This window comes from Streptomyces nidicola, from assembly GCF_050106155.1.
Lineage (GTDB): Bacteria > Actinomycetota > Actinomycetes > Streptomycetales > Streptomycetaceae > Streptomyces.
Genome location: NZ_JBNBPI010000001.1, coordinates 8,852,127 through 8,877,476, shown reverse-complemented (window position 1 = coordinate 8,877,476; position 25,350 = coordinate 8,852,127). Strand labels below are relative to the sequence as shown.

Below are 25,350 nucleotides of genomic sequence, written 5' to 3'. Positions count from 1 at the left end.
GACCGTGCTTTATTCATCATGCGATGAATAAAGGCGGCGCGTCAACGCGCCCGACCGGGCCGATGCGCGAGAATGCGGGGATGAGCACGACCCCACGCGCCACGTCCTTCGACACGGCCGCAGGCCAGTACGCGACAAGCCGCCCCTCCTACCCGGCCGAACTCCTCGACACCATCGAGGAGTTCACGGGAGCCGACCTCCCGGGCAGCCGCGTAGCGGATGTCGGCGCGGGCACGGGGATCGCCACCGCGCTGCTGCGGGACCGGGGCGCCGAGGTGATCGCCGTGGAGCCGGGCGAGGCCATGGCGCGCGAGTGCCGCGAGCGGGTCACGGGTGTGCCGGTGGTGCGCGGCGACGGCAACGCCCTGCCGCTCGCGACGGCCTCCCGGGACCTGATCACGTACGCGCAGGCCTGGCAGTGGACCGACCCCACCCGCTCCGTGCCGGAGGTGCTGCGGGTGCTGCGGCCGGGCGGCGCGCTGGCGATCTGGTGGAACACGACGGACTTCGGCGTGCCGTGGATCCGCGACCAGCACGCGCGCATCGCACGGCACTGCGGCGTGGCGCCGAAGCCCGCCGTACGCCCCTCGGACAGCGACGCCGTCCGCCTCGCGGGCCTGACGGGGCTGCGCGTCGCGCGGCGCCACCTGCGCTGGACCCGCACCGTCCCGCTCGACACGCATCTCGCCAACATCGGCAGCCGCTCCGCGTTCCTGGTCCTCGACGAGAGCGACCGGCACGCGTTCCTCGCCCGTGAGCGCGAGCGCCTCGCCAGGACCTTCCCCGCCGGGGAGGTGGAGGAGAGCTACGTGGTGGATCTTCTGGTGGCCCGTCGCCCCTGACCCGCCGCGCGGAGGACCGCGGCGCGCCCCCTCACCTCGCCGCCCGGAACCCCGCCCCGTCCACCACCGCCTCGACCCGGGTGGCGCCCGGCCCCGCGCCCCGGCACAGCACCAGCGCCGTCGCCGACTCACCGTCGACGAGTACGTCCCGTGTGCCGTCGCAGGCGCCGCGTACCGCATCGGTGGCTCCGGCGCGCCGGATGCGGGCCCTGGGGTCGTCTTCGGTGTCCATGGCGTCGCGTTCCCGGTACTCGTAGCGGACGGCGGTCAGCAGGCCGCTCTCGCCGAGCGCGAGGACGGTGTCACGGACGCCGGGCGCGCGTCCGGGACCCACGAGGGCGGCGATGCGGTCGCCGCGGGCGGGGGTCACCGAAGGGTGGCCCTGCGCGTCGAGGTCCTCGCCCCACCCGAGCCGCACCGTGTCACCGACCGCGCCCGCGTCACCGTTGAGGAGGTTGACCACCGGTTCGAGCTGGGAGCGGTCCGCCGCGGTGCGCACCCACGGGCTGCGCGAGGGCCGGTCGTAGGAGAGGTTGAAGCTCGCGCGGGCATGGATCCGCTCGTGGCGGGCGCCGGCCCCACACCGCCAACTGCCCATCGCATACGCGTACAGCGACGACGTGGCCCGTATCCGCTCCACCGCACCGCGATCACATCCGGACGGCGAGGACACCGGCCGTTCCCGCGGCGCGAGGAGTGGCGGGAGGTCGGGGGCGCGGTAGTCGGGGCGACCGCGGCGACCCTCGCCGGGCGCGGTGACCTCCGGGAGCGTGACGAGCACGTCCTTGCCGCGGCAGCCGGTCATGAACAGCGTGCCCGGAGCGGTGTCCGTGGCGTAGTCGGCGAGGTACCGGCATCCGGAGTTGGCGGGCCTCCCCCATGCCACGAGTCGCACGTCCTTGCGCCGCAGCGCGACGATCCCGGTGTCCCCCGCGTCGACGTGCGCGAGCTCCGCACCGGTCAGCGTCACCATGCGCGGCGCCTTGGCCACGGGCTGCCGGTAGGCGGTGACGAACCGCCAGCCGGGCCGGCCCGGCATGGGCAGCACGGAGGCACCGCCCACCCTTCCCGTGTACGAGTCGAGGCCGACGACCGTCGAACCGACCAGCACCAGGACCGCACAGTCCCCGCCCACCGCGACCTGCGTGAACTCGACCCGTTTCGACAGCCGCACGGTGAACGACCAGCGCTGCCGTCCGTCCTTCGCGTCACGGCCCGACACCCGTGCCGTACGGCTGCCTTCCTCCAGGGCCACGAGGGTGCCGCGCGCCCGGCCCTCGTGGGTGCAGGTGCTGAGTGCGACGGGCCCGGCGAAGGTGTGCCGCCAGGCGACCGCTCCCGGCCTCGCGGGGGCGCCGGGTGCCCGGGCGTCCCGGGTGACCTTGCGCGAGCCGTCGTGCAGCCGCTCCCGCGGCACCGGTGAGGAGTCGGCGAACTCCGTCCACCACGGGCCGAGCGCTTCCACCCGTGCGTCCCGGACGGCGCGAGCGCCCTCCACGGTGGCGGCGGAGAGCGCCCCGCCGAGAAGCACGCCCACCAGGCTCCAGGTCAGCACGGTCCGGACCCGCCGCCCCAACTCCTCTACATCGAGCGGTAGTTCATCCGTGTCGAATCCGTGCCGTCGCGCCAGCAACACCGCCGCCACTGCCACTCCGAACCCCGCGCAGGCCGCCGCCAGCGGCGCGGCGTCGGGCCATGCCGTGAGCACGGCGTGCAGTTCGTTGTCGAACGGGCCGAAGTACCAGCCCTTCGAAGTCCCGGCGGCGCGGTCCTCGCGGAGCCCCTCGGCGATCTCGCCGGACCGGCTCCAGAGGGCGAAGGACAGCCCTCCCCCGAACACGACCGCGCCCCCGGCCGCCGCCGCACCCCAGGCCCACCACCGTCGCCCTACGCCGATGACACAGGCGACCCCGGCGCCGAGCAACAGGACGCGCAGCCACCACGGAACCTCTCCGAAGCCGTTGCCGTCCGTGCGCCCGCTCCACCAAGGGAAGGCGCCGCCCACCGCGAGTGCGAGGGCCGCGCCGGGCAGCATGAGGTGTCCCGCTCGCTTCACATCAGGCCTCAAATGCCCACCCCCGTAGGGAGGTTAAGGGCGAATGCCGCGTTCCGGGGCGGGGCTGTCGACGCTGCTGAGGCGCGGCGCGGGAGGAGGCCGACCCCGGACCGGGACCGGCCTCCCCGACTCAGCCCTGCGCCTGCGGCTCCGGCAGCGGTTCCCCGGTCTCCAGGAGCGTCTTGAGGCTGGACAGCAGGGCCGGCCAGCCGTCGCCGATCATCGTGCGCACGGTGCTGTCGGGGTCGAAGCCGTCGTGGACGACGGTGAGCTTCACGGTCTCCCCCATCGCCTCGAGATCGAAGGACACCTTCGATCGGCCCTCGCGGGCGATGCGCTGCCGCAGCTCCTCGTCGACGCCGACGGACCGCGCCCACGCGGGCGTGAAGGTGTGCCAGGTGTAGGCGAGGCGGCGCGGCGGGTCGGCCTCCAGGACGACCTGCTCGGGATCCTCGGTGCGGCCGCCGCCCTCCAGCCACACCATGGGTGAGCCGGGCTTCCAGTCGGTCTCGAAGGCCACGCCCCAGTAGCGGCGGGTGAAGGCGGGCGAGGTGAGCGCCTCCCACAGCCGCTCGGGGGTGGTGCGGATGTAGCTGGTGTGCACGAAGGGCGCTGTGGCGGCGGAGCCGTCGGGGGTGGTGTCACTCATGGGAGGTTCCTCTTCCAGTGCGGTACGGAGGTCGTCGAGGGCGGCGGCGCGATGCCGGTCGTAGCGGCTGAGCCAGCGGTCGGCGACCGCGTTGAGGGGCGCGGCGTCGAGGTAGTGCAACTTCTCGCGGCCCCGGCGCACGGTCGTGACCAGGCCGGCGGACTCCAGGACGGCGAGGTGCTTGCTGACCGACTGCCGGGCCATGCCCAGCTCCCCGCACAACTCACCCAGCGTCTGCCCGCCCCGGTCGTTGAGGCTGTCGAGCAGCCGCCGGCGCCCGGGGTCGGCGAGCGCCTTGAATATCGCGTCCACGGGGGTCGTGCCCTCTTCCGGTCGACTCGACATGCAGCCGATCGGCTGCCTTATCTCGCCATCGACGATAGGCAGCCGTTTGGCTGCATGTCAATCGGAACGGGTCTTGCTGGAGCAGACCGACCTGCCGGTCGAGGCCATCGCCACCCGCCCGGCGCCCGGCACCCTCCCGGGAACTCTGAACGGCCACTGCCAGTTGTGAGTGTCATGGAGTTCGTCTTCTTCATGACACTGCCGGGGTTGGTCATCGTGCTGACGCTGCTGGCCTTCGTCGACCAGCTGCTGTTGCGCGCGGGCCGGGCCGGTGTGCTGCCATGGCGCCCCGGTACGCGGCACGGCCAGGTCTCGGCCACCGGGTTCGAGCAGTTGCACGGCGCGCTGTCGCCCGGCAAGCAGCACGAACTCAAGGAGCGGCAGTCGGCGCTGGTCATGCCGGACAACGAGGACGACGGCGCGCCACCGAACCGGACGACGGTCAACCTGGACGGTGGCACGGCGGTCGTGCGAATACCCCGCGCCCACGGATAGCCGACACCCATGGCACACGAGGCGCCCAGGCACCCCAGGCGCCTCCTACGCGGCCTTCACAATCCCGCCACGCTCGGCCGCCGCCCACTCCGCGACCAGCACCTCGTATTCGCGACGCTGCTCCGCACTCAACCGGCCACCGGAGCGCAGCATCAGGTCGCGGATCCGCTCGTTCAGTTCATCGGCGGACCGTACGGGACCAGGCTCCGGTGTGGGGATCATGTGAAGAGAATAGTGGGCGCCACTGACAATCAGCACGCGAATTGCGCCGGACAGGACGTGCTGTGCCACACACTCACGACGCCGACGGCCCCCGCTGCCACCATGGTTCGATGACGAAGTGCACGGAAGTACGCCGTCTCGACCTCGGTTACATCGTCCGACCGGCGCAGGAGGCGGGGACCGCGCAGCCGCGTGTCGAGCCGGTGTTCGCGTACCTGGTTCGGCACGCCGACGGGCTGATTCTCTTCGACACGGGCATCGGCGCCGCCGACCCGGAGACCGAGGCCCACTACCGCCCACGGCGCAGGACCCTCCAGTCGGCACTGGCCTCGGCCGGAACGAGCGCCGCGGAAGTCTCCATGGTGGTCAACTGCCACCTGCACTTCGACCACTGCGGCGGCAACCCGCTCTTCCGCGACAAGCCCATCGTGGTGCAAGAGACGGAGTTGACCACCGCACGTCGTGGCGATTACACCATCGATGAGCTGGTCGACTTCCCCGGCGCCGGCTACCTGGAGATCTCCGGCGAGGCCGAACTCCGGCCCGGTGTCCGGGTCGTCCCCACGCCCGGCCACACCGACGGCCACCAGTCACTCGTGGTCCAGCAGCCCGACGGCACGGTGGTCCTGGCCGGGCAGGCACACGACTTCGCCACCCACTTCGCCCTGGACCACGCGGCCCGGCAAGCCGCTCTCGACGACCTCGAACCCCCGCGGCCCACCCATGCCGCCTGGTTGGACCGGATCCTCGCGTTCGACCCGCGCCGTGTGCTCTTCGCGCACGACAGCGCGGTGTGGGAGCCGTCAAGCCTCCCGGTTCGCTAGCGGCCCTTGTCCCACTTCAACGTCGCCGCCCGGTGCAGCACCCCGTACCGCACCCACCGCTCCTCCGCCGCCGCGACCGACGCGGCCGTGCGGTCGGGGTCGAGGGCGGCGAGTTCGGCGACGATGGACTGGCACAGGGCCAGGCCCGCCGTGAGGGAGGGGAAGAAGGACGTGCCTTCGGCGGGGGCCAGCAGGACGTCCTCCGCCGCGGCGGCGAGCGGGGGGCTGGCCGCGTCGGTGATGACGAAGACACGTGTGCCGCGCTCGCTCGCGTCCTCGGCCGCCGTCACCGTGCTCTGGTAGAGGCGCCAGAAGGAGATGGCGATGAGGAGGTCCTCCGGGCCCAGCGCCGCAACGGAGTTGACGAGGTCCGCGCCGCCCGTGGCCTCGAGCCGGACGTCGTATCCGGCGAGGCGCGCGTTGTGGGCGAGGGCGGTGCCCGCGGAGGCGTAGCTGCCGGCGGCGATGACGAGGGTGCGGCGGGCGGAGGCGATGGCCCGGGCGATCCGGGCGACCGCCGCGTCGTCGGCGTGGGCCGCGAGTTGGGCCAGGTTCTCCTGGTCGCGGCTGAGCGATCCTGCCCACGATGTGCCGCCCTCCTCCCGGTGCGCGGCGTTGACCTGGGCGGCGCTGAGGTGGGAGAGGTAGCGCGCCCGCAACTCCCTTTGCAGATCGGGCCAGCCGCCGTAGCCGAGCGTCTGGGCGGTGCGGGTCACGGTGGCGGGGTTGGCCCCGACGCGGCGGGCGACGTCGGCGACGGAGGCGTAGGCCGCCTGCTGGGGCTGCGAGACGAGGAAGTCCACGATCGCGGCGGCCTTGGGGCGCAGCCCGCGGGCCGGGGTGGCATCGCGCAGCCAGGTTGCCAGTTCGCCGTGCACACACAACTCCGCGGTAGAGGACGCCGGGCGCCTCCGAGCGAGGCGTACGCCCAGACTCTACGTTCCCGGAACGTAACGCAAAGATCGTTGCGGAAACAACGTTACGCAATCTACTTTGCGTGGGCGGTGAACGTCCCCCGCGTCCCCGACCCCCGAGGACGCCCCCGACACCTTCGAGGATCCGCCCATGTCCCTCCTCGCTCGCCTGGACAGACTCCCGCTGTCCAGACCCCATTACGTCCTGCTGCTCATCGGCGGGCTCGGCTACACCTTCGACGGCATGGACGCGGCCGTGGTCGCGTTCCTGCTGCCGAGCGTCCAGGATCTGTGGCACCTGGACAACGGCGCGCTCGGCCTGATCGGTTCGGCCTCGCCGTTCGGCTATCTCTTCGGTGCCGCGATCGCCGGCATCCTCGGCGACCGCATCGGCCGCAAGCGCGTGATGATGTACGCCCTCGCGTTCTACGTCGTCTTCACCCTGGTCGCCGCCGCGGCCCCGAACTTCCCCGTCTTTCTGGGCGCCCGCGTGCTGGCCGGGGCCGGTACCGGCGCGGAGAGCGCGATCATCGCGCCGTTCCTGTCGGAATTCGTGCCGTCCAAGCGGCGCGGCTGGTTCGTCGGCGCGCTCGCCGGGTTCTTCTCCTTCGGCTTCGTGGCCGCCGCGCTCATCGGCCGGTTCATCGTGCCGCTGGGGGCGGACGGCTGGCGCTGGGCGCAGGTCGTCACGGCGGTGCCCATCGTGATGCTGCTGTGGTGGCGGCGGGCGCTTCCGGAGTCGCCGCGCTATCTGCTGGAGCGGGGGCGGCACGCGGAGGCCGAGGGGGTCGTCGCCGAACTGGAACGCCGTGTGGAGAAGTCGACCGGCCGCCCGCTGCCGCCGGTTGAGCACACACATGCCGATGTCGCACCCGCATCGAAGGAGACCGCGCCACCCAGTGTCTGGACCGGGCTGCGGTTCCTGTGGTCGCGCCAGATGGCCCGACGTACCGGCGTGACCTGGGTGATGTGGTTCGTCATCACCTTCTCGTACTACGGGTTCTTCTCCTGGATCCCGACGCTGCTCGTCCAGCGCGGCATCACCGTCACCCAGAGCTTCTCGTTCTCGCTCATCATCTACGCGGCCCAGGTGCCCGGCTACTTCTCCGCCGCCTGGCTCAGCGAACGCCTCGACCGCAAGCACACCATCGCGCTCTACCTCACCGGCTCGGCCCTGTCCGCGTACTGGCTGAGCCAGACCTCGACACCGGTGGCCATCACGGTGTCCGGCGCCGTGCTGTCCTTCTTCCTCAATGGCACCTACGCGGGTCTGTACGCGTACACGCCCGAGGTCTTCCCGACCTGGATCCGGGCCACCGGCAGCGGTCTGGCCAGCGCGTTCGGCCGGATCGGCTCGATCATCGCGCCCACCGCGATCGGCCTGATGGCCGCAGGGGCGGGCTTCGCGGGTGTCTTCGGCATGACGACGGCGGTGCTCGCCGTCGGAGTCGTGGTCACGCTCGCCTTCGGCCTGTCCACGGCCAACCGCTCGCTGGAGGACATCGGCGCCCCCGTCACCTCCCCGGCTTCGCCCGCACCCGCAACCGCACCCACCACCAAGGAGTGATCCCGCACCATGACCAACACCCCTGCTCCGCACACCGGTGACGCGCTCGTTCTGCGCAACGCCCACCTCCTCGACGTGGAGGCCGGCACCTGGCGCGAGGGCGACCTCGTGTGCGTGGACGGCCGGATATCCGAGGAGGGCGCCGACCGCCCGGGCCACGCCCAAGTCCTCGACGTCCAGGGCGGATTCGTGCTGCCCGGTCTCATCGACGCGCACGTCCACGTGACCGCGTTCACCGCCGCGCTCGGCTCGCTGGCGACCACCCCGGCCAGCTATGTCACCGCGCAGGCGTCCCGCATCATGGGCGAGATGCTCGACCGCGGGTTCACCACGGTCCGCGACATGGCGGGCGCCGACTTCGGGCTCGCCAGGGCGCAGCAGGAAGGGCTCGTGCGCGGCCCCCGACTGGCCTTCGGCGGCAAGGCGTTGAGCCAGACAGGCGGGCACGGCGACAGCCGCGACGCGGGCAGTCGGCACCACGACGAGCACCCGTGCTGCGCCGACCACGGACGGGTCGCGGACGGCGAGGACGCGGTGCGCGTCGCGGCCCGCGACGAACTGCGCAAGGGCGCCCACCACATCAAGGTGATGGCCTCCGGCGGTGTCGCGTCACCCACCGACCGTATCGACTCCACGCAGTACTCCCCCGCCGAACTGCGCGCCGCCGTCGAGGAGGCGGAGGCCGCGAACCGGTACGTCGCCGCGCACGCGTACACCGCCCGCGCGGTCAACCGGGCCCTGGAGGCGGGCGTCCGGTCGATCGAGCACGGCAACCTGATCGACGACCGCAGCGTCGAACTGCTCACGGAGCACGGCGCGTTCCTCGTGCCGACGCTGGTCACGTACTGGGCGCTCAAGAAGGAGGGCCGCGAGTTCGGGCTGTCCGAGGACAGCTGGCGCAAGGTCGACGACGTGCTCGGGGCGGGCCTCGGCGCCCTCGAACGCGCGGCGCGCGGCGGGGCCCGGATCGCGTACGGATCCGACCTCCTCGGTGGCATGCACCGCCATCAGAACGAGGAGTTCCGGATCCGTTCGGAGGTGCAGAAGCCGCTCGACGTGATCCGGTCCGCGACGTCGGTCGCCGCCGAACTCCTCGGCATGAGCGGGGAGATCGGGACGCTCGCCGCCGGGGCCAGCGCCGATCTGCTGGTCCTCGACAGCGATCCGCTGGCCGACATCGCGGCCCTTGCCGATCCCGCGCGGCATCAGGTCGCCGTCGTCCAGGGCGGGCGTCCGGTCCAGTAGTGATGTGCCCGGCCCGGTAGCGAAAGAGGGGGCCGGCCGCACACACCGGCCGGCCCCCGCGCGCCACGTGTCACGCCCCGGCGGCCAGCTCCAGCCCCTCGGCCACGACCCGGCCGTCGTGCAGCACCGTGCGGTCCTTGCCTCGGTCCATGACCGCGCTGGACGGGGTCTCGCCGTCGACCAGTACGAGGTCGGCGCGGTCGCCCACGGCGAGGCCGGGGCGGTCGGTGACACCGGCCAGCCGCGGCACGTCGTGGCTCATGATGGAGGCGCCACCCATGGTCGCCACCGCCAGGGCCATCTCGATGTGGTCGTCGCGGCGGAAGTTGTTGGTGAACGCCAACTGCCAGGTGCGGTCGAGGAGATCGCAGTTGCCGTACGGGCTCCAGTAGTCGCGCTGGCCGTCCTCGCCGAGGCCGACGCGGACGCCCGCCTCGGTGAGGTCGACGAGCGAGAGGTGGCCGCGTCCGGCGGGGGCGACCGTCGCCATGGCGATGTCCAGCTCCGCGAACTCGTCGATGAGGCGGCGGCTGGTGGACTCGTTCACGGAGCCGAGCTCGTAGGCGTGCGACATCGTCACCATGCCCTGCATGCCGAGGGCGCGGACCCGCTCAAGGATCAAGTCCGTGGAGAACACGCCGAGTTCACCGGGCTCGTGCAGGTGAATGTCGACCTCGACCTGGTACTTCTCGGCGAGTCCGAAGACGACGTCGAGGTGCCCCTTGGGGTCGCGGTCCAGGGTGCACGGGTCGATGCCGCCCATGACGTCGGCGCCCGCCTTGAGCGAGGCCTCCAGGTACTGCTCGGTTCCCGGCTCGCGCAGGATGCCGGCCTGCGGGAACGTCATGATCTGGACGTCGGCGAGGTGCCCGTGCTTCTCCTTGGCCGCGACGACGGCCTCGAACTTCTCCAGCTTGCAGTCGACGTCGACCTGCGCGTACGTACGGACGCGGGTCGTCCCGCGCGCGATCATGCGCTCCAGCGTGCCGGCCACCCGCTCGTTCAGCGGGACCTCGGCGTCGCGCCAGTTCTCACGGTCGTTCATCATCATCGTCCACACGCCGGGGCCTCCGGTGTGGGGCCGGAACGGCAGGCCGATACGGGTGGAGTCCAGGTGGACGTGCACATCGCTGAAGGAGGGGAAGAGGAGCCGGCCGCGCCCCTCGACGACGTCCCCGACGTCCTCGACGGGCTCTGCCTGCGGGTCGTGCGGGCGGATCGCGGCGATGCGGGCGCCGTCGAGCTGTACGTCACTGCGCTCGCCGCCCCAGGGGCGGACGTCACGGATGAGCATGTGGTGCGACTTCTTTCTGTTCGGGATGCCAAAAGTGGGGTCGTGGGGGTGGTGTGTGCGGCTCGGTCAGTGGGTCACGAGGGCCCTGTCCGCGAAGTGGCATGCGGGGCCCTCGGGACTCGCCATCGGTGGCAACTCGCCTGCGCAGCGCGCCTGTTCGGCCTCGCCGAGGGTCGGCCGCAGCGGGCACCGCGTACGGAACACGCACCCGGAGGGAGGGTTCGCGGGGGTGGGGAGGTCGCCGCTGAGCCGGATCCTGCGGCTTCGGTCGGCGTCCGGGTCCGGCTGCGGTACGGCCGAGAGCAGGGCGCGGGTGTAGGGGTGACGCGGGTCGTCGAAGACCTCCCGCGTGGGCCCGCTCTCCATGATCCTGCCCAGGTACATCACGGCGACCCGCTCCGCGAAGTGCCGTACGACGGACAGGTCATGGGCGATGAAGACGTACGAGACACCGGTGTCGGCCTGGATGTCCTGGAGGAGGTTCACCACCTGCGCCTGCACGGAGACGTCGAGGGCGGAGACCGGTTCGTCGCAGATGATGAGGCGGGGTTCGAGGGCGAGGGCGCGGGCGATGCCCACGCGCTGCTTCTGGCCGCCGGAGAACTCGTGCGGGAACCGGTTGTAGTGGTCGGGGCGCAGGCCGACGCGGTCCATCAGCTCGCGCACCCGTGTCTTGACGCCGCCGGGCGGGTTGATGCCCTGGGCGTGCAGCGGGGCGGCGATGGCGCTGCCAACGGACTGGCGGGGGTTGAGGGAGGAGGACGGGTTCTGGAACACCATCTGGACCTGCCGCCGGTACTCCTGCGCCTCGGCCCGGTTCAGCGAGCCGAGGTCCCGGCCGTCGAGGCGGATGGTCCCGGCCGTGGGGTCGAGGAGGCGCATCAGCAGCCGCCCGGTGGTGGACTTTCCGCAGCCCGACTCGCCGACCAGGCCGAGCGTCCGCCCGGCCCCGACGGAGAAGCTCACACCGTCGACGGCCTTGACCGGCGCGCCGCCGCGGCCGAGGAACCCGCCACGTCCGGGAAAGTGCTTGGTGAGTCCGTCCGCCTCAAGGAGCGGGGTGGTTGATGTCATCGCGCGGCCTCCTCGGCGGTGGCGAGGTTCTCCTGGTGGCACCGGGAGGGGTGGTCGGCGCCGGTGCTCGCGAGGAACATGGGTCGCTCGCCGCGGCACAGGTCGCCCGGGACGAGGTGGGTCTGCGGGCAGCGGTCCGCGAACAGACAGCCGGCGGGCAGCGCGGTGAGCGACGGCGGGAACCCGGGGATGGGGCGCAGCCGCTCGCCGTCGTCGCCGAGTGTCGGCATGGAGGCGAGCAGGCCCTGCGTGTACGGGTGGCGCGGGTCGCGGAACAGTTCGCGCACGCTCCCCCGCTCCACGCACTGCCCGCCGTACATCACGGCGACATGGTGGCAGACCTCGGCGACGACACCGAGGTCATGGGTGACCATGACGATGGCGGTGCCGGTCTCCTGCTGGAGTTCGCCGAGCAGGTCGAGGATCTGCGCCTGGACGGTGACGTCGAGGGCGGTCGTCGGTTCGTCGGCGATGAGCAGTTCGGGCTCGCAGACGAGGGCCATGGCGATCATCGCGCGCTGGCGCATGCCGCCGGAGAACTCGTGCGGGTACGCGCGGGCCCGCCGCTTCGGGTCGGGGATGCCGACGCGGCCCAGCATGTCCACGGCCACCGCGAGCGCGGCCCGCTTCGACACCTTGTTGTGGACCCGGTACGCCTCGGCGATCTGGTCGCCGACCGCGTGGAAGGGGTGCATCGCGGAGAGCGGGTCCTGGAAGATCATGGCGATCTTCTTGCCGCGCCAGGCCCGCATCCGTTGCTCGGAAAGGGAGTTGAGGTCGGTGCCGTCGAGCACGATCTCGCCGCCGACCCGGGCGCGGGTCTCCTTGAGCAGGCCCATCAGGGCCTGGCTCGTGACGGTCTTGCCGGAGCCGGACTCGCCGACGAGGCCGACGGTCTCGCCCTTGGCGAGGCTGAGGTCCATGCCGTTGACGGCGTGCACGAGCCCGTCGTCGGTGGGGAACGCGACGTGCAGATCCCTGATCTGCAACAGGGGTTGACTGGTCATCAGGCGGCCCTCACTCGCGGGTCGATGACGGCGTAGACGGCGTCGACGACGACATTGGCGACGATGATGAAGAAGGCGGCGAGCAGCGTGATCGCCATGGTCACGGGCAGATCGCCGGCCTGGGCGGCACGGACGGCGGTGAAGCCGACGCCGGGTACGGAGAAGATCTGCTCGGTGAGCACGGCGCCGCCGAGCAGCAGCCCGATGTCGAGGCCCAGCATGGTGACGACGGGGGTGAGTCCGGCGCGGGCGCCGTGCCGCACGACCATGGCCGCCTTCGACAGGCCCTTGGAGCGGGCGGTGCGCATGAAGTCCTCGCCGAAGGTCTCCAGCATGGAACTGCGGGTGACACGGATGTACTGGGCGCTGAACAGCACCGCCAACGCGACCCACGGCAGCAGGTAGTTGAGGAACCAGCCGTCGAACCCGGCCGGGCCGAAGGGCGAGGTGATGGCGTTGGTGGTGAACGGCAGCACGTCGAAGGTCGAGACGAAGACGAGCAGCAGGAGCAGTCCGGTGACCGGGATCGGCAGCGAGACCCCGATGGAGGCGGCACCGACGATCAGCTTGTCGGTGAGCTTGTTCTTGCGCAGCGCGGCGAGCGTGCCGAGGGTGACACCGGCGACGGTCCACAGCACGATGGCGCCGACGGCGACCGACACCGTGTAGGGCAGGGCGCGCTCCAGGACGGCGGCGACGTCCTCGTTCGTCTGGAAGGACTTGCCGAGGCAGGGCCACTGGCAGAGCGTCTCGGCGCCGGGCGCGCCGATCATCCGGCCGTGGAACAGGCCCGACATGTAGTTCACGTACTGGGTGAGGAACGGCTTGTCCATGCCGAGGGCGACCCGTGCCTCGGCGACGCGCTGCGGGGTGCACTCCTGGCCGCAGGCGGCGGCCGCCGGGTCGGCGGGCCCGAACTGGAAGAGGGTGAAGGTGACGAAGCTGATGACGATCAGTAGGACGACGGTGGCACCGAGGCGCCGCGTCAGGAAGGCGAGCATGTCAGGTCACCCCTTTCCCGGTCCGGACGCGACAGAGACGGTCGACAGGTCGATGCCTCCGAAGAAGTAGCCGACCTGCGCGCCCCTGATGTCGGAGCCGACGACGCTGCGCGTCACGTTCCTGATCAGCGGGACGAGCGGATAGTCCTGCATGGCGCGGTCGAAGAGCGTCGACCACTTGCGGCCCAGCTCCTCGCTCGTGCCGTTCTCACCGCGCAGCGCGTACATGGCCTTGGAGATCTCCGGGTCGTGGTAGCGGGGGATGTTGGAGAAGCCGAAGGTCTTGCCGTCGACGCTCGGGCCCAGGTTGGGGTCGATGGTGGTGCGCACCGAGCCGCTGTCGGCGCCGCCGCACCAGCCGCTGCGGGCGAGGTCCGGCATCGCCTTGCCCGCGAGGGTGGTGAAGTAGTTGGCGGCGGGGATGGGGCGCAGTTCGAGGTCGATGCCGAGCTGCCTGAGGTTCTCCTGGAGCGAGGTGCCCATGTTCTTGAAGCGGGGCGTCGCGTCCGCGTAGCCGTAGACGAGCTTCTTCGGGTACGAGCGCCCCTTGAGCAGCTTCTTCGCCTCGTCCAGCTTGGGCTGGCCCGTCGGGTCGAGGTCCGTGTGCTGCTCTACGTAGCCGCGCTGTTGGGGGTTGATGTACGACTGGGTGAGCTTGCCGAAGCGGGCGCCGCCGTACTGGAGGTGGATGGCCTTGCGGTCGATGGCGAGGGCGAGGGCCTTGCGGACGACGGGGTCCTTGATGGTCTCGGTGTTGAAGTCGAGGACGTCCGTGCAGCCGATGATCCCGGAGGCGGTGCGCCGGGCGACGCTCGGCCGGTCGAGCTTGGCGGCGTCCGATGCCTGGAGCCCGCCCGCGCTGTCGAGGGTGAGGGCCGTGGGGTCGGAGTCCGCGAGCAGCTGCTGACTGATGGTGGACTGCGCGGTGGAGAGGCTGAAGGTGAACGTGTCGGGCAGGGCGCTGCGGTTCGGGTCGGTGGCCGGGTCCCAGTGCTTGTTGCGGACGAGCTTCATGGCGCGCCCGCGCTGGTACGACTCGATCTTGTACGGGCCCGTGGACACCGGGTGGTTGGTGTAGTCGAGCTTGGTGTCCTTGGCGCGCGGCACCGGCGCGGTGTTGGAGCGGGACACCAGGGCGGGGAACTCGGCGAACGGCTGCTTCAGCTTGAAGACGACGGTGCGGTCGTCGGGTGTCTCGATGCCCTTGAAGTCGCCGGCCGCTCCCTTGGCGTAGGGGCCCTTGTAGCCGTCGTCGGAGAGGGCGGCGTTCAGTTCCTGCGGAGCCTGGGTGTAGACGTCGCGGGCGTAGGTGCGCTCGACGCCGTACTTGATGTCCTTGGCCGTGATGGGCCTGCCGTCCTCGAACTTCAGCCCCTTCTTCAGGGTGTACGTCCAGGTCAGCCCGTCCTTGGAGACCTTGCCGAGGTCGGTGGCGAGATCGGGGACGACCTTCGGCGGCTTGCCGGCCTCCTCCTTCGCCATGGTGAGCGTGCGGTAGTAGAGCTGGCCCACGTTGGCGGTCTGGACGTAGTTGCTGTTGCCGGGGTCGAGGGTCTGGAAGTCGGTGGACATCAAAACGTTGACGTTGCCGCCCTTGGTGGTGTCGCCGTCACCGACCTTGACCGGGTCGAAGGCGTCGGCGGGGGCGCGGGAGCCCGATCCCGGCGCGGGCTTGGCGCCGCCGCAGGCGGTGAGGGCCATCCCGGCGGTCACCGTCAGGGCGAGTGCCGCCACGGTGCGTCGATTCACTGCTGCTCCTGTTGTTCCTGGCTTTTCCGTGCGGGGTCAGCCACGGGAGGACTTGGGGTCGAGGGCGTCGCGGACGGCGTCGCCGAGCAGGTTGAAGGCGAGCACCGTGATCACCAGGGCGCCGGCCGGCACGGCGAGGAACCAGGGGTCGGTGAGGTACCAGTTGCCCTGCTGGGCGGCGTTGAGCATCTGGCCCCAGGACGGGGTGGGGTCCTTGACGCCGACGCCGAGGAACGAGAGCGCGGCCTCGGCCGTGATGTTGGTGGGGATCATCATCGTGGCGTAGACGAGGACGACGCCCATCACGTTGGGCACGATCTGCTTGAGGATGATCGAGCGGTGCGAGGCGCCGTAGGCGCGGGCGGCCTCGACGAACTCCTGCTCCCTGATGGACAGCACCTGGCCGCGCACGACGCGGGCGAGATAGGCCCAGCCGAAGAAGCCGAGAATGATCACGAGCGAGGCGATCGGCAGCAGACTCCCGTCCCCCAGCGCCGTGTCACCGAGCCGGGACTGGAGGATCGGCGTCAGGGAGAGCACGAGCAGCAGGTGCGGAAAGGCCAGGAAGAGGTCCATGACGCGGCTGATCACCATGTCGACCTTGCCGCCGAAGTAGCCGGCCGCGGCGCCGAGCACGGTGCCGAGGACGACGGAGACGACGGTCGCGAGCAGCGCGATGATCAGGGAGACCTGGGCGCCGTGTGCCATGCGCGCGAAGATGTCGCGGCCGAGGCCCGGTTCGAGTCCGAGCCAGTGGTCGCCGGAGGGGTAGCGGTAGTAGGGCAGCGGCAGGCCCGGCGTGCCGTAGTCGTCCAGGACGTCCGGGCTGGTGCTCGTGGTGTACGCGTCCTGGCCCTCGATCGCGGTGAGCAGCGGGGCGAGCACCGCGAAAAGGATCATGAGCACCACGACGGCGAGCGCGGCGAGGGCGACCCGACTGCGGCGGATGCGCAGCCAGGCGGTGCCGATGAGGGAGCGGGCGGCGACCACGGTCGGCGCCGAAGTCGGCGCCACCGAGGGCGAGTTGGGCGCAACTTCACCGTCGGCGCCGGAGGGCGACCGGGTGGGCAGCACTGGGGAATCCGTCACGTCGCGTGATCCATTCGGCGCAAGGGGGAAGGTTGGCGGGACGGTATACCAGCTCCACCGGGCAGCGATAGAGGTAACCGCATCTTGGTATACCGACTGCCCGAACTAAGCCTTACTACGGGACATTTAGGCACTCCCTCACGCCCCTCCGACACCTGAACGACACTTCCATGAGCACCGCCTTCCCCACCCGGTATACCAACCCGTACGATCACCCACGTCCGCAACACCCCCACCCCAGGAGGCACTTATGCGCACCCGCTGGCGCGCCCGACACGTCCTCGCCCACCAGGACGGCGGCCACGCGCTGCTGCGGGACGGCGAGGTGGTGTGGCAGGACGACACCGTGATCTACGTCGGACCGCGCTACGAGGGCGAGGTCGACGAGGAGCGCGACCTGGGCGAGTCCCTGGTCATGCCGGGCCTCATCGACCTGGACGCGCTCACCGACGTGGACCACCTCGTGCTCGACTCCTGGGCCGGGCCCGAGCGGGGCAAGGGACTGCAGTGGTCCCTCGACTACTTCACCCACCGGCGCCACGACGTGTTCACCCCGCAGGAGCGGGCCACCATCCGCGAGTACGCGCTCGCCCAGCTCGCCCTGCACGGCATCACCACCTTCATGCCGATCGCCTCCGAGGTGCACAGCCGCTGGGCGGAGCCCTACGAAGAACTGGTCGACATGGCGGGGACCGCGCGCCGCATCGGCCTGCGCGGCTACCTCGGCCCGGCCTACCGTTCCGGGGTCAACGTCGTCCTGCCGGACGGCACCCGCGATGTGGCCTTCGACGAGGAGGAGGGCCGCGCGGGACTGCGCGACGCCATCCGCTTCCTGGACCACATCGACGAGCTGAACGACCCCCTGCTCACCGGCGTCCTGCTCCCCTGCCGCATCGAGACGCTCACCGAGGAGCTGCTCGTCGAGACGGCCCGGATCGCACGCGAGCGCGGGACCCTGATCCGGCTGCACGCGCTCCAGGGCCTGGCCGAACGCGAGATCATCCAGCGCCGATACGACGGCCTGACACCGCTCGAACTCCTCGACAAGCACGGCCTGTTGGCCCCGAACCTGCTCATCCCGCACACGGTGCTGCTCGACCGGCACCCGGCCGTCCACGGCGAGGACCGCGGCGACCTGGCACTGCTCGCGGCGAGCGGCATCTCGGTGATCCACTGCCCGCAGACATCGCTGCGCTACGGCGAGATGCTGCACTCGTTCCGCGCCTACCGCGAGGCCGGCGTCAACCTGTGCCTGGGCACGGACTCCTTCCCTCCGGACCTGATCCGCGGCATGGACGTCGGCGTCCACCTGGCGAAGATCGCCGAGGGGCGCACGGACGCCGCGCCCGCCGAGTACTACGTGGAGGCGGCCACGCTGGGCGGGGCCCGCGCGCTGGGCCGCGAGGACCTGGGCCGGATCGCCGTCGGCGCCCAGGCGGACCTGGTCGCGTTCTCCCTCGACGACATCCGGGACGGGGTCATGGACGACCCGGTCCGTACGTTCCTGCTCAACGGCACGGCCCGGCAGGCCACGAACTCGGTCGTCGCGGGCAACCCGGTACTGGTCGACGGCGCGCTGCCCGGCACGGACCTGCCGCAACTGGCGCGCGACGCCCAGGCGTTGTTCGAGAAGATGCGCGCGGCCTACAGCGAGCGCGACACCGAGCGCCGGGACACGGCGGCGCTCTTCCCGCCGACGTTCCCCGCGTTCCGCGCGTCCGGCTCCGCCGCGCCCGAGAGCGAGTCGCCCGCGTGACACTCACGGCAGAACGAGCAGGGACCGTGCGCGGGGCCGGGACCGGGAGCGGAACCCGAACCGGAGCCGGGACCGCAACCGGAGCCGGGACCGGGACCGGAACCGCCTCGCAGGTGGAGCGTACGGAGGAACTGATCCGGGCCGGTATCCACTCCGGCTCCTACCCGCCCGACTCGCGGCTGCGGGAGCGTGAGCTGGCGGAGGCGCTCGGTGTCTCGCGGGTCCCGGTCCGCGAGGCGCTGATGCGGCTCGCTGCCGAGGGCCTCGTCGAGCTGGAGCCGCGCCGGGGCGCCCGCGTGCGCCGCCTGACCCTGCGGGACGTCGAGGAACTCTTCGACCTGCGCCTCAGCCTGGAGGTGTTCGCGGCACGCCGGGCGGCCGAGATCGTCGCGGACGGGGGCGGCCACGAGGGCCTGCGGGCCGTGATGGCCGAGGCCGACGCGGCGACCCGGAGCGCGGACCAGGCCGGTATCGCGGCCGCGAACACGGCCTTCCACGCCGAGCTGATCACGATGACGGGCAACCGGCTGCTCCAGTCCTCGTTCCAGCGCTCGCTCGGCCTGATGCACTGGCTGTTCCGGCTCACGGCCACCGAGCACGGCGCCGCTCAGCACCGCACCGAGCACGACCAGATCTGCCGGGCGATCGGCGACGGCCGCCCCCGTCTCGCCGAGGCACTCACCTACGCGCACATCGACATCCGACGGGAGCCGGTGCTGCGGGCGTTGGCGAGGGTGCTGCCCGCGGAGTAGGGCCTGTCGTTCGGATCAGGCGATCGGGCCCCAGCCCGGGACGTGCCCCTACCTACCCGGCCTGCGCCCCGTTAGCATGTTCGAACTGCGACGATCATCCAGATCGTCGCAGTTGCCCGCAGCCGGAACCAAGCCACCAAGTCGGACAATTGAAGACCACACCACCTCCCATGTCCCTGCCGCACCAGCGCGGCGCCGAGCCCCGGCCGCCCGCCTGGCGGCAGCCGCGCACCCTCCTGTGGGTCGCGGCCGGTCTTGCGACGCTCGGCTTCCACATCGCCCTGGAGTTCGTGGCGCGCCGCTACGGGCAGCCGGGGCCGATCACCGTAGAGGCCCAAGAGGTGATCTTCGCGCCGCACTCGGGCCCGCTGCTGTACGGCGGCCTGGCGCTCACGATGGTGGTGCTCACCTGGCGGCAGCGGCTCATCGCGGCGTGCGCGGCGGTCGGCATCGACATCGTGTTCTGGCTCGTGCGGCTGATCGTCGGCGCCGACATGAACTTCGGCAACGGCGCGCTGTGGGTGATCCTGGGCGTCGCGGTCCTCGGCATCGCACGCCACACCGGCCGGGAGAGATCGGTCCTCCTCAAGGGCTCGGGCCTCGGCCTCCTCCTGGTCTTCGGTCACAAGACGGGCGACACCTGGCTCCTCATCACGTCGAAGACCCGCCCGACGGTGCTCGATCAGTACGTGGCCACCGCCGATCACGCCCTCGCCAACCCCTCATGGCTGGTCGGCCAGCTCGTCGAGATCACCTCGCCGATCAGCAGCGGCCTCCTCACCGTCGTCTACGGTCAGCTGCCCATGGCCGCCGCCCTCGTCGGCCTGTACCAGCTGCGCCACGTGGCGGCGGAACGCCGTTTCCCCGCCCACCACTTGGTGCGCACCTTCCTGGCCATCGGTCTCCTCGGGCCGGCCATCTACATGATCTTCCCGGTCGTCGGCCCGCTCTACGCCTTCGGACCCGACGGCGGCCACTGGGCGGTGGCGAACATCTGGCCGGACACCCTCCCGGCCATCGGCGCCCCGCACCCCTTCCCGTTCGACGAGATCACCCCGCGCAACTGCATGCCCAGCCTGCACACCGCGTGGGCCATCTCGCTCTTCATCCACACCCGCGAGGGCTCCCGCGCGATGCGCTGGGCGGGCACCTTCTGGCTGGCCGGCACCCTCACCGCGACCCTGGGCTTCGGCTACCACTACGGCGTGGACCTGCTCGCCGGGACGGTCTTCGCCCTGTCCATCGAGGCATCGATGCGCGCCTTCTCCCGCGGCTGGGACCGCCGGGCCACGCTGATGGCGGGCTACGGGACGGCCGTCCTCACCATGCTGCTCGTGTCCTACCGCTACCTCCCGACACACATGGCCGCACACCCCTGGGCCTTCGGCCCGCTGCTGCTCCTGCTGACGGGCTCCGTGATCCTGCTCTACGTACGCACGACGAGGCAGTGGAGCGCGCAGGCCACGCCTCCGCCTCCGCCGTCGCCCCTGCCGAAGACGGGCACGGCGGACCCGCAACCGGAGCTTGCGTAGCGGCTGTTGAGGGTGCGGCACGTCGGCGACGTACGTGCCGCCTCCTCCGCGGCGTGAGGCCTCACGCACCCCCGCAGCGCCCGCGCAGCACCTCGACTCCGTCGCCCTTGAGGTCGTCGCAGTGGGCCGCGCGGCCCGTCATCGCCATCACCAGGGCGACGGTGCTGCCGGTGACCAGTGGCCCGGCGCCGGTCGTGAAGGGGCCGTCGGTGGCGACGAGTTCGAGCCCGCCGATGCGCCCCTTCGCCACCACCACCTGGTCGGTGCCCCGGTAGTACTCGGCGACCCTCGTCACCGTCTCGACCGGATGGTCGCGGCGGATCCCCAGGGGCCGCCGGATGTCCTCCCCGTGCACGAGCGTCTCCCCCAGCATGGCGATGACGGGCAGGGGAGGCTTCGTCGTGCTCGTGACGATGCCCCGGAACCGCTCCAGCGTCTCGGCGGGGCTCGCGCCCAACTGCTCGGCCAGCCGCACGGCGACCTGCTTGTCGAAGTCGAACCGGCAGCGGATCACACCCGCCAGCCACCGCACCGCGTTGAGGCTCGCGCCCGCGGTGAGATGCGCCAGCACCTCACGGACGCTGAGCCCGGCGCACAGCGAGGGTGTCGCCCACTGGGCGGTCGTCAGTCCGTCGAGATCGGCCGCGAGAGCGGCTCGTTCCTGATGGATCAGCGTCCAGAGCGGATCGGCTGTGTCGGCCACGGGGAAGGTCTCCTGTCACGGGCGGGGACGGAACTCGGCACGCGGTACTCGGCAGGCGGTGCCCACGGTACGGTGCCACGGGTGGAGCAGCGGCGACCGACCCACGGCCGCCGCCGGGAGGGAAACATGTCGGGAGAGATCTCGCGCGCCGAGGGCGACTCCGGTGCCGGCCCGTCGTCGCCCGAACTGCGGGCCTCGCACGCCGACCGCGACCGGGTCGTGGATGTACTGCGCGTCGCGGCGGGGGACGGCCTGTTGACGGTGGAGGAGTTGGACGAGCGGCTCGAAGTCGCCCTGTCGGCACGGACGTTGGCTGAACTGGCGCCGCTCACCGCCGACCTGCGGCCCGCGGCCGAGGCCAAGGACGTCGTCCGGATCGAGCAGGCGCACAGCGGCGCCATCGAACGCCGGGGGCGCTGGGTGGTGCCGCGCAGGCTCGAACTCGCGGTGACCTTCTGCGCGGTGACGCTCGACTTCACCGAGGCCGTGCTCACCCACGACACGTTGGTGATCGACTCGTCGATGATCGGGAAGCGGCTGACGCTGGTCACGAAGCCGGGCATCGTGGTCGACACCGATGCCCTGCAACTGGCGCACTGCAAGGTCAAACAGCGGCACAGGACCGGCGATCCCGACGTGCCGGTCACCCTGCGCATCGAGCTCGTCGGCCACAAGACCCACGGCAGCGTGGTGATCGGTCCCCCGCGCCGCATGTTCGGGAACTGGCTCCGAAACAAGGGGTGACGCGCACGCCGCCGGTACCCTCCAGCCATGTCCGAACCCACCGTGGCGCGCTTCTACGACGAACTGGCCGACGACTACCACCTGATCTACCCGGACTGGGAGACGAGCGCCCGGCGGCAGGGCGCGGCGCTGGACGCCGTGATCGGCCGGGAGGGCGCCGCGGTGCTCGACTGTTCCTGCGGCATCGGCACGCAGGCCATCGGCCTGGCCCTGCGCGGGCACCGCGTCACCGGGACCGACCTCAGCCCCCGCGCCACGGCCCGCGCCGCCCGTGAGGCAGCGAACCGTGGTCTTCCGCTGCACACGGCCGCCGCCGACATGCGGCAACTCCCCTTCACCGACGGCCGGTTCGACGTCGTCGTGTGCGCCGACAACGCGCTGCCGCACCTGCTCACCGCGCAGGACGTGCGCACCGCCCTGACCGAGATGCGCCGCGTGCTGCGCCCCGGCGGACTGCTGCTGGCCAGCACGCGTCCGTATGAGGACCTGCTGCGCGAGCGCCCCGCGTCGATGCCTCCGCAGGTCCACGGGTCCGATGAGGGGCGGACGGTCACCTTTCAGCTCTGGCACTGGCAAGAGGACGGCGAGCGCTACGACTTGGAGCACTTCCAGCTCCTCCCGGACGCGGCAGACGGCTGGCATGTCCGGGTGCGCCGGACCTCCTACTGGGCGCTCGGTCAGGAGCGGCTCGCCGGGCTCGCGGCGGAGGCCGGATTCGTCGACGGCGCATGGCGAGCGCCGGAGGAAACCGGCTTCTTCCAGCCGCTGTTCGTGGCCCGCGCCGGTGCGTAGGGCCTTCCTCGGCGCGTGCAGACCGTGCTGACGTCAGCCGGTAAAGACCAGGCGGATGTCAACCGGTGAAGACCAGGCTGACGTTGTGCCCGCCGAACCCGAACGAGTTGGCCAGCGCCGCCGACCACTGCCCGGAGCGCCGCTCACCCTGAACCACGTCGAGGTCCACGCGCGGGTCGAGTTTGTCGAGGTTGCGCGTGGCGGGCAACTCCCCGTCCCTGAGCGCGAACATCGCGGCCATGGCGCCCACCGTGCCGGACGCCCCCAGCATGTGACCGGTCATCGACTTGGTCGCCGTGACAGCCGCGTGCCCGCCGATCACGCGGCCGATCGCCTCGGCCTCCGCCACGTCACCGGACTCCGTGGACGTGGCATGGGCGTGCACGACCCCGATGTCCGCCGGAGTCACGTCGGCGTCGCGCAGCGCCAGTTCCATGGCGAAGGACTGGCCGTCCGCGTCGGACGCCGTGATGTGGTCGGCGCTCGAACTCACGGCGCTGCCGGCCAGCGTGCCGTGGACGCGTGCGCCACGGGCCCGCGCGAACTCGGGGCTTTCGAGCACCATCATCCCCGCACCCTCGCCCATGACGAACCCGGACCGCTCGACGTCGAAGGGGCGGGACACCGCCTCCGGGGCGTCGGACCGCGTCGACAGAGCCTTCATCTGCGCGAACGCCGCGAGGGTGAACGGGTGCAGGCACGCCTCCACACCACCGGCGACCACCACGTCCGCGCGCCCGGCGCGGATCAGGTCCTGCCCCATGGCGAGGGCCTCCGCCCCGGACGCGCACGCGCTCACCGGGGTCCTGGCGCCGCCCTTGGCACCCAGGTCCATGCTCACCCAGGCCGCGGGCCCGTTCGCCATCAGCATGGGGACGGTGAAGGGTGAGAGCCGGCGGATCCCGGAGGCTTCGAAGACGTCGTCCTGCCCGAGCGTGGTGAGCACACCACCGGTCCCGGTGCCGATGACGACGGCGAGCCGCTCCGGCGCGACCTGCGGGGCTCCGGCGTCCTGCCATGCCTCGCGCGCGCTGAGGAGGGCCATCTGCTCACCGCGGTCCAGCTTCCGGGCCTCGGGCCGCGGCAGCAGCGAGGCCGGGTCCACCGTGAGCCCGGCCGCGACACCCACGGGCAGCTCCGCGGCCCACTCCTCCTCCAGGAGCCGCACCCCGGAGGTGCCGTCCAGCAGCGCCGCCCACGTCGTCGGCGCATCGGATCCGAGCGGCGTCATCGCGCCGACGCCCGTCACCTGCACATGACCGTTCCGAGCCACCCGAGCCTCCTTGCATTGTTCAGATGCTACATAGCTGTCGATCTGGCCTCCCTGCGATCCTGCCAGTCATCAGCTGCCCCATCAGGCGAGGAGTCGACCGATTCCGCCGCGAGACATTGTCGAGTCCTGACAAGTACCTCTCCGCCCGCTCGCACCGTCCCGCACACCCGCCCCCATCACGCGACCCCTTGATTTCCCAGATCGTACGTGCTCGGATTATCTCGGCAGGCGGGTTCGGCAGAACCCCCGGTGGCGCCCCCGTACGGCGTCCGCCGCGGTGATCCCGCATGTCCTCGCACCCTCCGCACCATCCGCACGTGCCCAGTACGTCCGCGCTCGTCTCCCGGAGGAACACCCGATGTTCGACTTCTCGTCCGTCGACGTCCTCGACGCCTTCACCCGTGAACTGCAGCTGTGCAAGGTCAGCGAGGGAGAGCACGTCGTCGTGCTCTCCGAACCCGGCAGCCGCGGTGACTACGTCGCCGCCGCGTTCGGGGCCGCCAAGAGCCTCGGCGCCCACGTCGTGTCCGCCACCGTCCCCGGCGGCAGCCCGGCCCCGCTCCCCAGCACCCACACGGGCGCGGGCCCCGGCCTCGTATCCGTCCTCAACGACACTGCCGCGCAAGAGCTGTTGAAGGCGGCCGACCTGGTCGTGGACCTGACCCGCGAGGGCTTCATCCACGCCCCGCTGCAACAGGACATCCTCAAGACCGGCACCCGCATCATCTTCGTCTGCGACGCACCCGACGTCCTCATCCGCAACCTGCCCAGCGAACAGGACAAGGTGCGCGTCCAGGAGGGCGTGGACCGGGTCCGTACCTCCTCCGTCATGCGCGTGACCTCCGAGGCCGGCACCGATCTGACGGTCCAACTGGCCGATTCCCACCCGGAGTTCCAGACCGGCTTCGCCGACGACCCGGGCCGCTGGGACCACTGGCCGAGCACCATGGTGCTGTGCTGGCCGGAGATCTCCGACGGGCGGATCGTGCTCGCCGAGGGCGACATCCTGCTGCCGTTCAAGGAGTACGTGCAGCGTCCCGTCACGCTCCATGTCGCGGGCGGACACATCCAGGAGGTCACCGGCGGGGCCGAGGCCAAGCTGCTGAACACCTTCTTCGAGGACTCGCACGACAAATGGGCCCGCAGCCTCTCCCACATGGGCTGGGGCCTGATGAAGTCCGCCGACTGGTTCGCCACCGCGATGTACGGCAAGGACGAGTTGATGGGCATGGACGCCCGCGCCTTCGCCGGCAACTTCCTGTGGTCCACGGGCCCGCACCCGCACCTCCAGCGCGACTCCTACGCCCACCTCGACATCGCGATGCGCGGCTGCACGGTCAGCCTGGACGGCACCGACGTCGTCACCGGCGGACACCTCGTCGAAGGCTGAGCCCGGTCCCCCACCCCAACGCAGCATCCCTGGAG

The 25,350-nt window shown here is 71.4% G+C and carries 23 protein-coding genes; 11 read left to right on the top strand and 12 right to left on the bottom strand.

The genetic code is table 11. From position 1 onward, the window contains the following. Nucleotides 1-80: 80 nt before the first annotated feature. Nucleotides 81-842, top strand: coding sequence for a class I SAM-dependent methyltransferase (locus ACOKM3_RS40080; RefSeq protein WP_426906214.1), 762 nt, complete (start codon nt 81-83; stop codon nt 840-842). A 31-nt stretch (nt 843-873) separates the two neighbouring features. Here the strand turns inward: ACOKM3_RS40080 and ACOKM3_RS40075 are convergent, their stop codons facing one another. Together ACOKM3_RS40075 and ACOKM3_RS40070 are read right to left on the bottom strand one after the other, a co-directional pair. Then, nucleotides 874-2,898 carry a hypothetical protein gene (locus ACOKM3_RS40075; RefSeq protein ID WP_426906213.1) on the bottom strand — a complete coding sequence of 675 codons (2,025 nt, stop codon included), beginning with the start codon at nt 2,896-2,898 and terminating at the stop codon, nt 874-876. A gap of 130 nt (nt 2,899-3,028) precedes the next feature. Continuing rightward, on the bottom strand, nt 3,029-3,892 hold the full coding sequence (locus ACOKM3_RS40070; RefSeq protein ID WP_426906212.1) for an ArsR/SmtB family transcription factor: 864 nt from the start codon (nt 3,890-3,892) through the stop codon (nt 3,029-3,031). A 174-nt stretch (nt 3,893-4,066) separates the two neighbouring features. Here ACOKM3_RS40070 and ACOKM3_RS40065 point away from each other — a divergent pair, with 174 nt between their 5' ends. Beyond that, entirely contained in the window at nt 4,067-4,387 is a 321-nt protein-coding gene (locus ACOKM3_RS40065; RefSeq protein ID WP_426907015.1) for a DUF6191 domain-containing protein, read from the top strand. 45 nt (nt 4,388-4,432) lie between these two features. Here the strand turns inward: ACOKM3_RS40065 and ACOKM3_RS40060 are convergent, their stop codons facing one another. Then, on the bottom strand, nt 4,433-4,609 hold the full coding sequence (locus ACOKM3_RS40060; RefSeq protein ID WP_426906211.1) for a hypothetical protein: 177 nt from the start codon (nt 4,607-4,609) through the stop codon (nt 4,433-4,435). A 110-nt stretch (nt 4,610-4,719) separates the two neighbouring features. On the opposite strand from ACOKM3_RS40060, the gene ACOKM3_RS40055 reads away from it, so the two are divergent. Next, nucleotides 4,720-5,433, top strand: a complete 714-nt coding sequence (locus ACOKM3_RS40055) for an N-acyl homoserine lactonase family protein (RefSeq protein ID WP_426906210.1) — start codon at nt 4,720-4,722, stop codon at nt 5,431-5,433. Here the strand turns inward: ACOKM3_RS40055 and ACOKM3_RS40050 are convergent. Beyond that, complete coding sequence (locus ACOKM3_RS40050; RefSeq protein ID WP_426906209.1) at nt 5,430-6,311, bottom strand: MurR/RpiR family transcriptional regulator; 882 nt, start codon at nt 6,309-6,311, stop codon at nt 5,430-5,432. The genes ACOKM3_RS40055 and ACOKM3_RS40050 overlap by 4 nt on opposite strands. Before the next feature lie 187 nt (nt 6,312-6,498). On the opposite strand from ACOKM3_RS40050, the gene ACOKM3_RS40045 reads away from it, so the two are divergent. Together ACOKM3_RS40045 and ACOKM3_RS40040 are read left to right on the top strand one after the other, a co-directional pair. Further along, nucleotides 6,499-7,914 carry an MFS transporter gene (locus tag ACOKM3_RS40045; protein ID WP_426906208.1) on the top strand — a complete coding sequence of 472 codons (1,416 nt, stop codon included), beginning with the start codon at nt 6,499-6,501 and terminating at the stop codon, nt 7,912-7,914. Nucleotides 7,915-7,923: 9 nt separating this feature from the next. Further along, on the top strand, nt 7,924-9,159 hold the full coding sequence (locus ACOKM3_RS40040) for a metal-dependent hydrolase family protein (RefSeq protein ID WP_426906207.1): 1,236 nt from the start codon (nt 7,924-7,926) through the stop codon (nt 9,157-9,159). A gap of 70 nt (nt 9,160-9,229) precedes the next feature. Here ACOKM3_RS40040 and ACOKM3_RS40035 read toward each other — a convergent pair whose 3' ends face one another. The 6 genes from ACOKM3_RS40035 to ACOKM3_RS40010 all read right to left on the bottom strand — a co-directional run bounded on the left by ACOKM3_RS40035 (nt 9,230) and on the right by ACOKM3_RS40010 (nt 16,358). Next, entirely contained in the window at nt 9,230-10,453 is a 1,224-nt protein-coding gene (locus ACOKM3_RS40035) for an amidohydrolase family protein (protein ID WP_426906206.1), read from the bottom strand. A 66-nt stretch (nt 10,454-10,519) separates the two neighbouring features. Continuing rightward, nucleotides 10,520-11,527, bottom strand: coding sequence for an ABC transporter ATP-binding protein (locus ACOKM3_RS40030; protein ID WP_426906205.1), 1,008 nt, complete (start codon nt 11,525-11,527; stop codon nt 10,520-10,522). Next, on the bottom strand, nt 11,524-12,534 hold the full coding sequence (locus tag ACOKM3_RS40025; RefSeq protein ID WP_426906204.1) for an ABC transporter ATP-binding protein: 1,011 nt from the start codon (nt 12,532-12,534) through the stop codon (nt 11,524-11,526). Before ACOKM3_RS40025 ends, ACOKM3_RS40030 begins: the two co-directional genes overlap by 4 nt. Next, complete coding sequence (locus tag ACOKM3_RS40020; RefSeq protein ID WP_426906203.1) at nt 12,534-13,535, bottom strand: ABC transporter permease; 1,002 nt, start codon at nt 13,533-13,535, stop codon at nt 12,534-12,536. The genes ACOKM3_RS40025 and ACOKM3_RS40020 overlap by 1 nt, the downstream gene beginning before the upstream one ends. Before the next feature lie 6 nt (nt 13,536-13,541). Further along, a complete protein-coding gene (locus tag ACOKM3_RS40015; RefSeq protein WP_426906202.1) occupies nt 13,542-15,284 on the bottom strand; it encodes an ABC transporter substrate-binding protein in 1,743 nt (580 codons plus the stop codon). A 36-nt stretch (nt 15,285-15,320) separates the two neighbouring features. Continuing rightward, the gene (locus ACOKM3_RS40010; protein WP_426907013.1) at nt 15,321-16,358 is read right to left on the bottom strand and encodes an ABC transporter permease; all 1,038 of its coding nucleotides are present in this window, start codon (nt 16,356-16,358) and stop codon (nt 15,321-15,323) included. A gap of 265 nt (nt 16,359-16,623) precedes the next feature. Here ACOKM3_RS40010 and ACOKM3_RS40005 point away from each other — a divergent pair, with 265 nt between their 5' ends. From ACOKM3_RS40005 to ACOKM3_RS39995, 3 genes are all read left to right on the top strand, one after another. Beyond that, nucleotides 16,624-18,129, top strand: a complete 1,506-nt coding sequence (locus ACOKM3_RS40005) for a chlorohydrolase family protein (RefSeq protein WP_426906201.1) — start codon at nt 16,624-16,626, stop codon at nt 18,127-18,129. Nucleotides 18,130-18,242: 113 nt separating this feature from the next. Further along, a complete protein-coding gene (locus ACOKM3_RS40000) occupies nt 18,243-18,881 on the top strand; it encodes a GntR family transcriptional regulator (RefSeq protein WP_426906200.1) in 639 nt (212 codons plus the stop codon). A 149-nt stretch (nt 18,882-19,030) separates the two neighbouring features. Continuing rightward, nucleotides 19,031-20,413 carry a phosphatase PAP2 family protein gene (locus ACOKM3_RS39995; RefSeq protein WP_426906199.1) on the top strand — a complete coding sequence of 461 codons (1,383 nt, stop codon included), beginning with the start codon at nt 19,031-19,033 and terminating at the stop codon, nt 20,411-20,413. Between the two features lie 61 nt (nt 20,414-20,474). Here ACOKM3_RS39995 and ACOKM3_RS39990 read toward each other — a convergent pair whose 3' ends face one another. Then, a complete protein-coding gene (locus ACOKM3_RS39990) occupies nt 20,475-21,116 on the bottom strand; it encodes a maleylpyruvate isomerase family mycothiol-dependent enzyme (RefSeq protein WP_426906198.1) in 642 nt (213 codons plus the stop codon). A gap of 126 nt (nt 21,117-21,242) precedes the next feature. Between ACOKM3_RS39990 and ACOKM3_RS39985 the strand changes: the two genes are divergently transcribed. Together ACOKM3_RS39985 and ACOKM3_RS39980 are read left to right on the top strand one after the other, a co-directional pair. Next, the gene (locus ACOKM3_RS39985) at nt 21,243-21,860 is read left to right on the top strand and encodes a DUF1707 SHOCT-like domain-containing protein (RefSeq protein WP_426906197.1); all 618 of its coding nucleotides are present in this window, start codon (nt 21,243-21,245) and stop codon (nt 21,858-21,860) included. A gap of 27 nt (nt 21,861-21,887) precedes the next feature. Beyond that, nucleotides 21,888-22,652, top strand: coding sequence for a class I SAM-dependent methyltransferase (locus ACOKM3_RS39980; protein WP_426906196.1), 765 nt, complete (start codon nt 21,888-21,890; stop codon nt 22,650-22,652). A 58-nt stretch (nt 22,653-22,710) separates the two neighbouring features. Here the strand turns inward: ACOKM3_RS39980 and ACOKM3_RS39975 are convergent, their stop codons facing one another. Then, on the bottom strand, nt 22,711-23,925 hold the full coding sequence (locus ACOKM3_RS39975) for a beta-ketoacyl-[acyl-carrier-protein] synthase family protein (protein WP_426906195.1): 1,215 nt from the start codon (nt 23,923-23,925) through the stop codon (nt 22,711-22,713). A 358-nt stretch (nt 23,926-24,283) separates the two neighbouring features. On the opposite strand from ACOKM3_RS39975, the gene ACOKM3_RS39970 reads away from it, so the two are divergent. After that, nucleotides 24,284-25,315 carry a hypothetical protein gene (locus ACOKM3_RS39970; protein WP_426906194.1) on the top strand — a complete coding sequence of 344 codons (1,032 nt, stop codon included), beginning with the start codon at nt 24,284-24,286 and terminating at the stop codon, nt 25,313-25,315. Nucleotides 25,316-25,350 lie beyond the last annotated feature (35 nt).